The organism is Oscillatoria sp. FACHB-1406 (genome assembly GCF_014698145.1).
Classification (GTDB): domain Bacteria; phylum Cyanobacteriota; class Cyanobacteriia; order Cyanobacteriales; family Spirulinaceae; genus FACHB-1406.
On the sequence record NZ_JACJSM010000008.1, the window covers coordinates 1 to 14871 of the forward strand.

Annotated in this window: 8 protein-coding genes and 1 pseudogene; 5 read left to right on the top strand and 4 right to left on the bottom strand. The window is 49.4% G+C overall.

Annotation, left to right across the window (positions count from 1 at the left end):
* Positions 1-434: 434 nt before the first annotated feature.
* Positions 435-1760, bottom strand: coding sequence for a nickel pincer cofactor biosynthesis protein LarC (gene larC, locus H6G50_RS10380; protein WP_190715888.1), 1326 nt, complete (start codon positions 1758-1760; stop codon positions 435-437).
* A gap of 54 nt (positions 1761-1814) precedes the next feature.
* Here larC and H6G50_RS10385 point away from each other — a divergent pair, with 54 nt between their 5' ends.
* Positions 1815-2471 (top strand): L-threonylcarbamoyladenylate synthase, encoded by a 657-nt coding sequence (locus H6G50_RS10385; RefSeq protein ID WP_190715890.1) that lies wholly within the window; start codon positions 1815-1817, stop codon positions 2469-2471.
* A gap of 453 nt (positions 2472-2924) precedes the next feature.
* The gene (locus H6G50_RS10390) at positions 2925-4130 is read left to right on the top strand and encodes a HetZ-related protein (protein WP_190715892.1); all 1206 of its coding nucleotides are present in this window, start codon (positions 2925-2927) and stop codon (positions 4128-4130) included.
* Between the two features lie 426 nt (positions 4131-4556).
* On the opposite strand, the gene H6G50_RS10395 is transcribed toward H6G50_RS10390, so the two are convergent.
* Both H6G50_RS10395 and H6G50_RS10400 read right to left on the bottom strand, forming a co-directional pair.
* Positions 4557-7997 (bottom strand): PAS domain S-box protein, encoded by a 3441-nt coding sequence (locus tag H6G50_RS10395; protein WP_347239917.1) that lies wholly within the window; start codon positions 7995-7997, stop codon positions 4557-4559.
* A 219-nt stretch (positions 7998-8216) separates the two neighbouring features.
* A complete protein-coding gene (locus tag H6G50_RS10400; protein ID WP_190715894.1) occupies positions 8217-8378 on the bottom strand; it encodes a hypothetical protein in 162 nt (53 codons plus the stop codon).
* Between the two features lie 36 nt (positions 8379-8414).
* On the opposite strand from H6G50_RS10400, the gene H6G50_RS10405 reads away from it, so the two are divergent.
* The 3 genes from H6G50_RS10405 (at position 8415) to H6G50_RS10415 (ending at position 12529) form a co-directional block, all read left to right on the top strand.
* Positions 8415-8768 carry a hypothetical protein gene (locus H6G50_RS10405; RefSeq protein WP_190715896.1) on the top strand — a complete coding sequence of 118 codons (354 nt, stop codon included), beginning with the start codon at positions 8415-8417 and terminating at the stop codon, positions 8766-8768.
* Positions 8769-9166: 398 nt separating this feature from the next.
* Positions 9167-11911, top strand: coding sequence for an efflux RND transporter permease subunit (locus H6G50_RS10410; protein WP_190715897.1), 2745 nt, complete (start codon positions 9167-9169; stop codon positions 11909-11911).
* Positions 11912-11914: 3 nt separating this feature from the next.
* Positions 11915-12529 (top strand): HEAT repeat domain-containing protein, encoded by a 615-nt coding sequence (locus H6G50_RS10415; protein WP_190715899.1) that lies wholly within the window; start codon positions 11915-11917, stop codon positions 12527-12529.
* Between the two features lie 213 nt (positions 12530-12742).
* Here the strand turns inward: H6G50_RS10415 and H6G50_RS10425 are convergent.
* A pseudogene (locus tag H6G50_RS10425) lies at positions 12743-14542 on the bottom strand (diguanylate cyclase).
* Positions 14543-14871: the final 329 nt, after the last annotated feature.

The following is a 14871-nucleotide window of genomic DNA, read 5'->3' on the forward strand; positions in this document are numbered from 1 at the left end:
GTTGCGAAAATCCCCCGAGCGTAGTCGAAGGGGAAGGAAACAGAAACCTAAATCGTGAGGTTTGGGAATCACCGTGGCTTTAGCCCGGTGAGGATGTCAACTTACTATTGGCATTAAGATGGGGCTGAATAATTGACAATGGATAATGGATAACGTTTTTAGGCAGTCAGAAGTTGAACTGAAATGGTGCGTTACTACTGCCGTGACACAGCTAAAAACGTAGATTAGGTAGGGTGTCGTTAGCGAAGCGTAACGCACCGAAATGCCAAGATTTGAGCGTTTTTGACTGATGCGTACAAATAAAGGTGTGTCATCGCACGACTGGAGTTAAAAGCGTCATGTACTAAGATGGTGCGTTACGGCGCGCCGAAAAATCAGTTTTTTTGGATGAAATTCAAGTTGCGCCTAACGCACCCTACTAGAAAACTTATTATTCACCCTTCATTATTCATTCCCCACGCTTGCCGAGCGAGACGATGAATTTCTTGCCAGGGTTGTTGAGTGGCGCGCGCGAGGCGGGCGCAATCTTCGTATTCGGGGTGAACATTGAGGATGGAACTATCGGGAGCGCAATTTTTGCGAGCGATTTTAACGCGAACCGTGCCGTAAGGCGTTTCGACGGGATGAATTTCTCGCGGTAGAATTTGGCGTTTTTGGAGGCGGTGGCGAATTCCCAAGGTGGTGGTTTCTTGAAATACAATCTTTTGACAAGTTTGGCTGAGTTCGGGATGACAAATAGCGGTTAGGAGAAAACCCGATCGCGATTTTTTCATGCCGATCGCTTGAGTAAAAACATCGAGCGCTCCCGCTTCTAATAGCGCTTCCATTGTATAGGCGATCGCTTGCGGGCTGAGATCGTCGAGTTGCGTCTCTAAAACCGCGATCGTTTCAATTTCTTGCGGTTCTTCGGTGGCATTGACATCATTGAGTTGCGCGTCGGCAAGGGCGACGGTCTCAATTTCTGGCTGTCTTTGGCTAGAATGATGATGGGAATGATGTTCGTGCTGAGTTTCCACCGTTGGGGAAGATTCGCCCAACCAAAGGCGGAGAATGTTGGGGATGGGCAGGTCGCGGGAACCCGCACCTAAACCGACGCGCTCTAATTTTAGCGCGGGGGGCGGCCCGAACCGATGGGCGAGGGTCGTCGCGATCGCGGCTCCGGTGGGGGTAACTAGCTCTTTATCAATGCCGTTGCTATAAATCGGCACTTGGCGAGTTTCCCACAACTTTAATACGGCCGGAGTTGGCACGGGCAGCAAACCATGAGCCGCGCGTACCGTTCCGCCGCCGGTTGGCATCGGCGAACAATCGACGCGATCGACTCCCAACCAATCCAACCCCAAACAACTGCCGACAATATCGACAATCGCATCCGTCGCGCCGACTTCGTGGAAATGGACTCGTTCCGGTTCGATTCCGTGAACGGCACCTTCCGCGATCGCAAGATTGCGAAATACTTCTAAACTCCACCGTTCTGCCCGGATCGGCAAGTTCGCCTGTTGAATAAGAGTTTCAATCTCTGGTAAATGACGAGCTTTAGGGTGGTGCGCCTCGTCCGCCGTCAAATTCACATCGACTTTCGTGGCAATTTGACCGTTGCGATGGACTTTACGGACGCTTAGCTGATACTCTTGCTCGAGACCTAAAGCTTTGAGATGTTGGCTTAAATATTCCCAAGGAACGCCCGCATCGACGAGCGCTCCGAGACACATATCTCCTGATATTCCTGTCGGACATTCTAAATAAGCAATTTTAACCATTGCGATCGAGAGTGTTGAAACTTTTAATAAATCGCGATCCAAAATTTAACCCAAATGGCAACTTTCTACTCAATTCATCCCGAAAACCCCCAAAAGCGCAGCATAGAGAAGATAGCTCGCGACTTACAAAATGGGGCGATTATGCTCTATCCCACCGATACAGTGTACGCGATCGGCTGCGACATCAATGTTAAATCAGCAGTCGAACGAGTCCGCCAACTCAAGCGCCTCTCGAATGATAAACCGCTGACGTTCTTGTGTTCGTCCCTCTCGAACATTTCCGAATACGCTAGGGTGAGCGATCGCGCCTACCGTATCATGAAACGTTTGATTCCCGGGCCTTATACCTTCCTCTTACCCGCCACCAAGTTAGTCCCCAAACTGGTGATGGATCCCAAACGCAAAACCACCGGGATTCGCGTCCCCGACAATGCCATCTGTCTGTCACTGCTCGAAGCGCTGGGCAATCCCGCCGTTTCTACTTCCGCGCACATCCCCAACGAAGATGGCGCTTTCCCCACGTTAGGTTTGGAGAAGCAACGCCTGTTTGATACCCTGGAGCCGTTAGTGGATGCGATTATCGACGACGGTTCCGAACCGGGATCTCAAGTATCCACAATTCTAGATTTTACGAGCGAGGAACCTGAAGTCGTGCGCAAAGGTCTAGGATGGGAAGCCGTGGAAGATTTGAATGTCGCCTCGAGCTATTAAGACGCACGCCGATTGGAATTAGAGGTTTTGCTCGACTTCCGAACTGACCCTGTTCGCTGCACCTATCTCGCTTCTAAAGAAAAACTGTCCTCGAAGTCCTCTCAGTTCCGCGCGAACTGTTTTTCTTAGCGCGACGCATACACCTTCTGAGTTTGGAATTTCGATTTCGGAAAGCTTATACCAGTTCGTCGATCGGTATGCGATCGCGTTGTTTTTTTCGGGTGCTAACCCCACGATAAAAAACCCTCAAAGCTAGACAGAGCAACGATGTGAGTCACATTTTTGCCCGCTCGCCAGAGGACGCGATCGCACTAACTCTGGCTTGTGACACATTCAGTCCCCACGGATATTGCCCTGAGACCTACAGTGATAAGTGTCAGGGGCAAGGGAAAGCAACATCTCGCTTCCGCCCGAACCCAACACGACTGAATTGCAACTACCTGGGTGACTACCATGAATGCTAAACTTTGTCAAGCTAACTATTCCGCGATCGAAACCGCCTACAGCCAATTTGAAAGCCTAGAAGACGCTCACTTCCTGTCACTACAGCAACTCATCCTCGACGAAATGCAAGCTAAAGTCGGCGCGAACTCGCGTTCCTTGCAATCTGTCGCCGAACGCATCGCTCGCGAAGTCGAACGAGTCTGTCGTAAAAGCGCTCGCATTCAAAGCTCTGGCGATATCAAATCGCACCTCATCCACCTCGGACACCATCGCATTAACAAATGCCTGTATTACTACCAAAAAGGCTCGCAGCGCGGACGTACCGAACTGCACGCGAACTTAAGCATGATGGTGTATCGGCACATCGCGCGCGCCGACGCTCAACTCGGTTTCTCCGCTCGCTATAACGCCATTGAAGACTTCCTGCAAGACTTCTACGTCGAATCCTTGCGCGCCTTCCGCAAAGAAAACGAACTGCCTGCGGACTACCAACCCCGCACGCCCCTCGAACTTGCAGAATACATGGCGTTTACCGAACAGTATGCCAAGCGCCGCATCAATCTTCCCAACGGTTACAGCCAACAATTAATCATCCTGCGCGCCCAAAGCTTTGCGCGCCGCCAACCGCACGAAACCGCCATCGATATCGAACAAGCGGCAGAATACGGCAAAGGCGAAGAAGGGGAACTGCAAAGCCGCAACCCTGCCGTCCAACAAGTGCGGGCGCAAATGGTTGCTGAAACGCCGGATCCTTGGGAAGATGTACGTCGCGATCGCGTTGTTAATTCCTTGATTCAATACCTCGAAGCTCAAGGACATTCCGACTGCGCCGACTACCTCGTACTGAAGCTTGAAGACCGCTCCGCTGCTGAAATCGACGAAATTCTCGGTCTCACGCCGCGCCAGCGCGACTACTTACAACAGCGCTTTAAATACCACGTCGAAAAATTCTCCCGCGCCTCTGAAAACTGGAAACTCGTCCATCAATGGCTCGGCGCAGATCTCGACCAAAAATTAGGTCTTAATAGCGAGCAATGGCAAGCCTTACTAACGCAATTGTCCGAAGTTCAACGCGAACTGTTGCAACTCAAACAAGAAGGCAAAAATGATGCGGAAATCGCTAAAATGCTGAAGCTGAGTGCTAAAAAACTGCAAAAGCAATGGACGCAGATTCTCGAACTCGCTGCTAAAGTCCGCAACAGTAATGCCAATTGAGGGGAAATGGGTGGCGATAGCCCCAAGCACTCGACTGAGGCTTCCCGCTTCCCCCTCCCTCAATATTTTTATTTTAAAATTTAAAGTAACTCCATTAAGAACCTCACTTTTTAAGCAAGAATAAGGTACGTCTCTAAACATAATAAAGTCTTTGCTGGTGGGCGCTGCCCACCCTACAAAATGTCTCTTTAAGCAAAAATTACGATCGATAGCTAGGGCTTTGGTGCGAGAATAGCGAAAAAAGATTTGACCTCAACAGAGCAATTAACGGCTCCGAACGTTATACCAATTTAAGATTGCGTTGCCTAGAATAAACTCTCCTAAATTCTCAGGATAACGGTGCGTTACGCTTCGCGCTCCACACCCTACTTTTCATTCTATGCAGCTTCACATCAATCTGGTCTTGTCAATTATCAATTATCAGTTTTACTCTTTACGTCCTGTCAGCCAATACGTTACCATATCGCCTTTCCCTTTAACAGGAATTAATCCGCGCTTTTCAAAGGAATAGCGATCTTTCAACAGTTCGTAAGTTGCTTCAGTAACTTGAATCTTACCTGCTTCGCCTTGAGATTCCATGCGCGAAGCAACATTAACCGTATCGCCCCAAAGATCGTAAATAAACTTTTTAATTCCAATTACGCCAGCAACCACCGGGCCGCTATTAATGCCGATACGAATTTGGAAGGGGTTGTCCAAATCGTTCTTAAATTGCTGGATGCTTTCTAACATTTCTAAAGCCATATCAGCGATCGCGGCGGCGCGATCGGGGCTAGGTACGGGAAGACCGCCCGCTACCATATAAGCATCTCCAATGGTTTTAATTTTTTCCAGTCCGTGACGCTCGGCGAGTTGGTCGAAACTGGAAAAAATTTGATTGAGGAGATTGACTAACTCTAAAGGAGAAGTGCGAGCAGAAAGAGGAGTAAAACCGACAATATCGGCAAATAAAACCGTAGCATTATCGAAACGTTCAGCTAACGATCCTTCATACTGTTTGAGTTGCTCGACAATGGCTTTCGGTAAGATATTAAGCAATAAACGTTCGGATTTTTCTTGTTCGATTCGCAGCTTTTCTTCAGTTTGCTTGCGCTGGGTGATGTCATCGACCGTTCCTTCATAAAACAGTAGGTTGCCGCTATTGTCCCGCACGGCGCGCACGTTTTCCGATACCCAAATAATGCTGCCATCTTTCCGATAGAGTTGGGACTCGCAGTGGTAGACTGCTTCTTGTTCTTCGAGCATCGTGACAAGCTCGGCGCGCCGCTGCGGATCGACGTACAACTGTCGGCCGATATCGACGATATTGATTTTAAATTCGGCGGCAGAAGAATAACCGCACATTTTAACTAAAGTGGGGTTAGCGCTCAAAAAACGTCCATCAGGCGTAGTTTGAAAAATTCCTTCAGCAGCATTTTCAAAAATACTGCGATACTTAGCTTCAGCGCGAGCTAGAGCATCCATCATACGCTTGCGTTCGGTGATATTGCGCGCCACCCAAATTACACAATTGTTGGGCAGGGGGGAAACGCTAGCCGCAAACCAAACTTCTTGCACGCTGCGAGCTTTGAGTGAGGGGTCGATTTGTCCGTCGGACATGAGGACGCTATATTCGAGGTTCAGGGTTTGTCCGGTGTTGAGGACGCGCTGAATCTCGGCGACAAAAAAATCGGCTTCTTTGGGACGCAGGACATCGTAGACTGTTTTACCGATGCGATCGGGTGTCGGACTGTAGAGAATTTCGGAGTTCGTGGAAATAACTCGAACGTAGCGCCCTTCTGCGTCAAAGACGGTGATGATATCCGTCATGGCGGCAAAAAGCGCCCGAAGTTCGGCTTCAGAGTTGCGCAAGGCGATTTCAACGCGCTCGCGTTCTGCGATTTCTTTGAGCAGTTGGGCGTTGGCTTGTTTGAGGGCAGCAGTGCGCTTTTCAACGCGCAATTCGAGTTGTTCGTAAGCTTGTTGTAGGGCTTCTTCTGCTTTTTTGCGCTCGGAGATATCTTCGATGGTGCCTTCGTAGTAGAGGAGAGTCCCGGTTTCGTCGCGCACGGCGCGGGCGCTCTCAGATATCCAAGCAATGATACCGTCTTTGCGATAGATCTGCGCTTCAAAACCGATAACGCGATCGCGTTCTTCTAACAGTTGTCGAAAATACAGTTGTTGCTGGGGATCGACGTAGATTTGAGTTTTGGAACGACCGAGTTCTTGGAGCAATTCTTGAGTAGAATTGTAGCCGTAGATGCGAGCTAAGGCGGGATTGACGCTGAGATAGCGACCGCTAGGGCTAACGAGAAAGATGCCTTCGACAGCGTTTTCAACGATGCTGCGATATCGCGCTTCCGTTTCGAGGAGGGCTTTTTCGGCAGCTTTGCGATCGCTAATATCAATCCCGACGAAGAATGCGGCTTGCTTATTGTTGTATTTTTGACCGACGATCAAATAGTCGCGGCTGGTTCCTTTAACTTGTGCCGAAACTTCCCGAAAGGCTTCGGATTGGTCGCTCTTAAAAAACTCGTGCAAAAAGGTATTAAACTGCGAGCCAGTGCCGAGAAAGCCAATATCTTGACCGACAAAGGCTTCCCGACGAATGCCAAAGGTTTTAGCGAGATGCTGGTTGACTCCTAAATAACGCAGATCGGAACTCACGCAGGAGACAATACCGGGAACGGTTGCTAAGATGGCTTCGAGTTGGTCTTGGGCTGCTTTAAGTTCGATTTCCGCTTCTCGTCGTTTGGTGATGTCGATTCCGACGGTAAAAGCAGCGCGACTGTTGGCGTATTTTTTAGCGACGACGAGATAACTGCGCTGGCGCTCTCGAGCTTGGACGGAAATTTCGCAAGCATCATCTTGGCGCTCGCTGGCAAAGAAATTACTAATAAATTGACTGAATTCCAAACCCGTACCGAGAAATCCTAAATCTTGACCGACGAAGGTTTCTGGAGGTACGCCGAAGACGCGCGCTAAATTGCGATTGACTCCTAGGTAACGCAAGTCGGAACTGACGCAGGACACCATCCCCGGAACGGTTTCGAGAATGGTTGCGAGTTGGTCTCGCACGGAGGTGAGTGTGTGCTGCACTTGATAGTGTTCTACCACCTCTTGGACGAAAAATTCGTTGGATTCTTCTAAAGCGGCGGTGCGTTCTTCAACCGTGCGGGAAAGTTCGATCTCGGCGAGTTTGCGTTTGGTGATGTCAATGCTGTTGCCTTCGTAGTATAAAATCGTGCCGTCGCGATCGCGGACGGTTTTAATATTTTCAGATACCCAAAAAGTGCTACCGTCTTGGCGATAGGCTTGATACTCAAATTCTTTAACGGAGTCTTGCTCTTGGAGTAAGGTTTCTAGTTCTGCGTAGCGTTTGGGATTGACGTACACTTCCAGGGCGATATCGTTGATGCTATTACTCATCTCTAAGGGCGAGAGATAGCCGAAGATTTGCGACATGGCAATGTCAACGACCATGTAGCGGCGATCGGGGGTACTCTGGAAAAATCCTGCCGCCGTGTTGTCGAGGATGTTACGATACAGCACGAGGTCGAGGCCTTGGCGATCGCAGAGCAATCTTTCCTGTTCGGCCACGCGCTGGCGTAGAGACACTAATTCTTCAATTAGTTGAGCCTTCGTTTTATCTTGGTCTCTCATGAGTTTTGGATTGTCTGCCAAACTGGAAGGATTCATCGTTTCCCTTGAGTGCCGATCTGAACCGCACGCCCCCGGCGGGAGTCGCGAAGTCGATCGCGTCGTATCCTTCCTCTCATCACTCTCAACTTTCAATGGCTCGGTCGAGAGGGCTGCCTGTTCGCCTTCCGCAGAATTTTCGATGGCTCGACAGCCAGTAGAGACCCCGAAGATTAAACTATATTCCACCACGATAACTCGATCTTTCAGATAAGAGAAGGTATAGATCTAAAGAACAGAACTAAACTCGGCCATCGGGACATTTTTCCTTTCTTCTGGCAATCCGACTCGAGCCGAGCCATCGTTTTTAGAGCGATCGAGTTGGTTAAAAACGGCTTGGTGCGCTAGGTTCCGTTTTTTTTGAGGAGGGCGCAACGCCCAAAAACTCGATTCCTGACGGCCTACCCTTCAAAGGGTGAGGCTCGAAATCGATCCGTCGGTTGCAAAGGTTGGGTACAATTGCCAATACGATTTTGCTGCGATGACTTGGGCGCTAAGGAACCCTACCCGCGCGATCGCGTCAATGGGTTGGGAAAGCTCTACCCCTGACTTTCCCAAACCTCCGTTCAATCTTATGTTTCAGCATCAGGAGTTTTCTCAAGGGTTATGAATACCAAACTTTCTCAGATCGGTACGGCTTTAATCGCTTCATCTTTTTTCATCTCCAGCAGTCTTGTTTCTGCGAGCGCCGCCCCAAAAACGCCGCAACTGCTCGCTCAAAACCAATATCCGCAGAATTTGCGAAATGAGTACATGAATGCTTGTAAGCAACGCGCGATGGCTGAAGGGTTAAATCAATCGCAGGCTCAAAGGCTGTGCCAATGTACCCTCGGACGCTTGCAAGCGCGATTTACGACCGCTCAATTCCGCGCTCTCAATCGCCGCGCGGCGGAAACCGGTCAAACGCCTCAAGCATTTACCGATATCGGTATGGCCTGCTATCGTCAGTTAAATAGTTAAGAGCGATCGGTTATAGCGCTGCTTGACGGGTGAATGTCCGTTTCTAAACGCACAAAAGTCTTACTGGGTGGGCAACACCCACCCGATCCAATGTCTTAACCAAAGTGCGTAGCGCTAGATCGGTCAATCGTGTTGGCTATTTGATATGACGTTGCATAGAATGTAGCTCTTCCTCTAATCTTCTCGATCGAGGAAGACTCTAAAATTGACTGTTGACTGATGACTGAATGGCACTGACTTAAGGCGGGTGGGCGCTGCCCACCCTACTGTAAAGACGTTGTATACAACGTCTCTACAGGCGATTTTTTAGATTTTTTAACTCTGACTTCAGTGCCATTCACTGATAACTCGCTTATTGTTCGCCGATCGCTGCTCGCAGATAACTGTTCGCTGAAAAAATGGTAACTTGGCGCGAAAGATTAAATATTTCACGGTGGGCGATCGCGCATCCTTGGCTGACAACGAGCTTTTGGATCGCGGTTGCTGTCGCCGGAGCGCTGGCTTTTAGCAGCCTTAAATACGCACTTTTTCCCGATATTACGTTTCCCGTTATTATCGTTCGGGCAGAAGCACCGCTAACGGCAACCTTAGATACAGAACGACAATTGACGTTACCCCTAGAGGCAGCCCTAAAAACGCTCCCAGGAGTTGATAGCTTGCGTTCCTCGACCTATTCAGGGCGAAGTATCTTGAATTTAGCCTTCGCGGTAGGAAGCGACCTAGAAGGCTCAAAAACGGTAGTTGAGACGCGCCTCAAACAGGCTCAGTTGCCTCCCGATAGTACCTTCGAGGTGATGCCGCTCAATCTCAATGAATCGACGGCGGTGAGTTACGCGCTTCAGTGGCGGGGGAACGGTGCGGCGGAGACGGAGAAAATTATCGAGGATTTAACAAAAGTTGCTCGAGAAAAAATTCTACCCGCGATCGCGAAACTACCCGGAGTGCGTCGCGTCGATCTCCTGGGGAACGATACCCGACAAGAAATTGCGAACGCCGAGAAAATCGATATCCCTCAAAGTCTCGTTCGTTTGAACGGCGAAAATGTCCTCGCATTTCGGGTTATCAAAGAAGCCAAAGCCAATACCTTAGAGGTGGTGCGTCAAGTCGAAACAACCGTGCAAGCGCTGCAAAAAACGCTGCCCGATGTGCGATTAACGCTGGCAGAAACGCAAGCTGAATTCATTCGCGAAGCCACGCAAGCCACCATTGAAGCCCTATTGGGAGCCATTATCTTAGCGGTTTTGGTGATTTATCCTTTTTTGCGAAGTTGGCGAGCGACTTTGATTTCAGCGCTGGCGATCCCGCTGTCGTTGCTGGGAACGTTTATCGTCATGGCGATCGCGGGATTTAATCTAGAAACCATCACGCTGCTCGCCCTCGCCTTAGTTATCGGTATTATCGTAGACGACGCGATCGTCGATGTCGAAAATATTTCGCGTCACATCGAAGCGGGCGACGCACCCAAACAAGCCGCCCTTAAAGGAACTGACGAAATCGGCTTAGCCGTCAGCGCAGCCACCCTCACCATTGCTGCCGTTTTCCTTCCCGTTGCCTTCATGGGCGGAACCATCGGTCAATTTTTTAAACCCTTTGGCTTAACGGTTTCTGCCGCAGTTCTCATTTCCCTACTTGTCGCGCGTACCCTTTCTCCCGTTCTTTGCTTTTGGTGGTTGCGTTCTTCCCTCGGGCGCGCCAGCAAATCCCCAAACAACCCCGACGAGCCGAAATCTTCGCTGCTGGAGCGTTTATATCGCCCCCTCTTGCAATGGTCGCTCTTGCACCGCAACATCGTTATTGGACTGGCGATTCTCAGCTTTGCTGCGGGTGTTGCCCTCATTCCCTTAATTCCCAAGGGGTTTATTCCCAAACTCGATCGCGGCGAGTTTAATATCGTCTTTACTTCGCCCTTACCTTCCGTACCCGCAGGCAATCCCCAGCCTGCCCCCGCCGCCTCTCCCGCTCGCACAGAGAGCGATTCCGGTTCGAGTTTGGAAGCCGGGGCGTTTGATTGGATAAGCGAGTTAAAAAAATCGCCAGAGAAAGCCTTATTGAGCGAAGCGCGAGGAATTGCCGAGCAGATTGAAACGGTAGTTTTGCCCGCTCCGGAAATCGAATCGTCCTTTGCGGTGATGGGCGTGCGAGGACAACCCAATCAAGGGAAAATGTACTTGAAACTGAAGCGCGATCGCCAACTCTCTACCGCCGAAATTCAAGAACAACTCCGCCAACAACTCGCAGAACTGCAAGCAAAATTCCCCAACCTCAAAGCCGTTAAAATTAACGTCGAAGATATCCAATTTGTCGATACTATCGACCAAAAGCCCCTACAAATTGCTCTGATTGGCGATGATTTAGCCAGCTTGGATAAAGCTGCCGCCGAACTCAAAACCCGCGTCAAAACGCTACCGGGATTCGTTGAAGTTGAAGTATCTAGCGAAGGCAGCGATGCAAAAAATCCAGCCCTTATCGAGCGTCTCGACGGGCAGCGCGCCGTCTATTTTAGCGCCAACTTGCAGCAAGGAAACGCCCTCGGCGATGCCACGGAGGAAGTAATGGCGATCGCGCGTTCTTTAGTTCCTCCCGGCGTAACCCTCGATCTCAAAGGCGATGCAGCCTCCAGTAGTACCGTCCTCAACAGTTTTGGCGCAACCTTGGCGCTTTCCACCGTTTGTATGCTTGCCGTCTTGCTGTTGCTGTTCCGCCGCTTGCTCGAACCCCTCGTTGTCGGTTTGTCGCTGCCCCTATCCCTCGTGGGCGCGATGTTAGCCTTGCTCTTAACTCAGAGCGATTTCGGCATGATTTCCCTGATTGGGTTTATCTTTTTACTGGGATTGCTTGACAAAAATGCCGTTTTACTAACCGACTATGCCAGCCAATTACAAAGAACGGGTTTAAGCCGCGATCGAGCAATTCTGGAGGCCAGTCAAGCGCGCTTGCGCCCGATTTTAATGACTACTTTGTCTACTATTTTGGGAATGTTACCGCTTGCATTAGGATTAGGAGCGGGAGCGGAGTTGCGCCAACCGATGGCTGTTGCTATTATCGGCGGATTAGTAACCTCAACCTTACTCAGTTTAGTAGTTGTCCCCGTGTTGTATTCGCTGCTCGAAGATATTTGGGGGAAATTAAGACTTAAAAAATAGAAGATGAAGATAGAAGAATTAATTAACGCCGTTGAAAAAGCCGACTCTGCTGAGGAACTTTTAGAAACAGTGGAAGCGCTCGCTGCTGTCGCCGATGAAGCTGCAATTCCGACGTTAATTGACGTTTTAGGTTACAACAATCCTGGTGCGGCAGTTGCGGCGGTGGATGGATTAATTGCGATCGGCCAGCCCGTCGTTCCCATCCTGCTCCAAGAACTCGACGGGTATAATTATGGGGCGAGAGCTTGGGCAACGCGCGTGTTTGCAGGGATTGGCGATCCCCGCGCGATCGATTTATTGCTGCGCGCCGCTAGCAGCGACTTTTCCCTGAGCGTGCGCCGCGCCGCCGCTCGCGGTTTGGGAACCCTGCGTTGGGAGATGCTACCGGAAGAGCGACGAGAAGAGGCAAAGTCTCAGACGCTCGAAACTTTACTATTGGTGACGAAGGATCCGGAATGGGTGGTTCGCTACGCTGCCGTGACGAGTTTGCAATCCTTAGTAGCCGTCGTGCCAGAGTTTAAGCCGGAAATCTGCCAACACTTAGAGCAAATTGCAGCAACGGACGGAGAATTAGCCGTTTGCGCTCGCGCTCGTATGGCGCTGGGGGCTGCGCGTTGATTTAAATCCTCCTTCTTCCGAACCCATACCCGCAAGTTTGACAAGCGACTAAGATTGCGCGCACCGCTACGCGGATCCCCTTGGGATCGCATTTTTACCAGAGCAATTGACGGCTCCGAACGTTATCCATTGTCCATTATCTAATACGTTATCCATTATTCATTATCAATTATTCAATACGTTATCCATTGTCCATTATCAATTGTCAATTATTCAATACATTTCAGCCATAACTCGATTCCGACCTGCTATCTTTGCTTGATATAACTGTTTGTCAGCGCATTCAATAAGCGTGGAGGGAGAAGAATCTGCGATCGGAACAATCGTCGCAACTCCAAGACTTATAGAAACAAACCGATCGATGAGCGATTCAGCGTGAGGCAGTTGTAAATCTTTAACGGCTTGGCGTATGCTTTCTGCCATATGAGTAGCACCCTCAATTCCTGTATTGGGCAAAATTACTGCAAATTCTTCTCCACCATAACGGGCAGCTAAATCGTGGGAGCGATGAATTTTGCTATTGAGAGTTTGAGCGACTTATTGAAGACAACCATCACCAGCGGGATGTCCGTAGTAATCGTTGTAGCGCTTGAAATAGTCAACGTTCATGAGAATCAGCGATAGCGGCAACTGTTCCCGTACAGCCCGTTGCCATTCTTGGGTCAAGTGCAGATCGAAGCAACGACGATTCGCGACTCCAGTCAAGCCATCCACCATCGTCAGTCGTTGCAATTCCTCGTTAGCCTGCTGAAGCGCCAGAGTTCGTTCCTCAATCTTTTGCTCTAACTCCAAATTGAAGATTTGCAAAAGCCGCTTTTGTTGTTCTAGATTAGTAAATAGCCCACTAATCGCTTCGGATAATTTCGCAATTTCATCTTTTCCAGAAAAAACTGGGATATGAATATTTGTATCGCCACGCCGAATACGATGAGCGGCGATCGCGATCGCTAAAACTGGATTGAGAAACTGTTCGGCAATCCACCAAGCAAGAGCGCTACTCGCAATACCTAATGTAATGCCCCAAAGAATAATTTGTTGTTGCAGGACAGAAGCTTTTATAAAAGCTTCTTCTGTGGATTGTCGAACCAGCACAATCCAACCCAAACCCGGGTAATCTTCAAGCCCTTGAGTTGCAGCAAAGCCAGTCAGATAAGTCCCATCTGGCCACCGTTCTACTAAAAAGCCTCTTTCCCCATCCCGAACCGCCCGAACGCTTTTAAGATGAGAGATCGATGGAAACCATCCGGGTTCAAATTGTTTTTTTTGGCTGCCAGAGTCAACAGCGGGTGTCAGCAATACCTCTCCCGATTGAGACAGAATCATCGCTTCGACATGGTAGCGATCTTGTAGCGGCTTTAATAAGTCATCTCGCACATCTTTTGCCCAATTCCAGTAAAGATGCGCTCCTAATACTCCCTCAACTTTATTGGGATTTGTTGTACTAAAGACGGGTGCTGCAATATCAACAAATCTGAGGGGTTCGCCGTTGGGATTGGGGTTGGGTAGGAGAGGGGCTAATAGCTTTGCCTCATGCACATCCTCAACTACAGCACCTTGCTTACCCTGAATAAACCAAGGGCGGCTCGAGACTTTCTTTCCTTCTAAAATCTGGTTGGTACTGGCGACAACCACACCCTCAAAATTGGTTAAACCAATCCAGGCATAGTTCTTGTAAGCCTTCTGGAGTCGGTTGAGGAGAGCGCGTTTACTGGTAAGGAAGTGACGAGAATCCCGAATCACTTCCAAGGTAGAAAGCATCCGGATCTCTTGATAGTGGACGAACATATCTCGATCCAGATTCCTGGACATCTGGTAAGCTAACTGTTCCACAAAGCGACTACTATCTGCTTTGATTTGGGTTTTGCTAGTGTTACCCACAATCCAGGATAACAAGAGGGAAAAGAGCAAAGTCGTTGTTGCGATCGCTAATCCCAATCGCTTCTTCAAGCTTCGACGGGGATCCAAGCGTTTTAGCCACTTCTTCTGCATGAGGTCTTGGCAGTACAATTGCATCTTGACGAGTTCATTCCTTTGAAAGACTTTCCCCGCATTGAGATAAGTATTGCACTCGTTGCTGCCTTGGGTCTTGCATGGCTAGAAGGTATTTTAGGAGAATACAGATCTGGATTTGCTTGTGATGGTGCGCTACTTTTTAGCTGGCGCACCCTACAATACTAAGGAGCGATCGCGATCGTCAAATCTTATCTGGGTTTAGCGATCGTTGGTAAGGGCATAGCAATGCTCATTTTAAGGTGTAGGGTTGACCTTGCTATTCCGCATCAAAGTTATAAAAAAGTGGTAAAAACTAGCAATGCCTACCCTCTAGATTGTGGTAGGCAAAG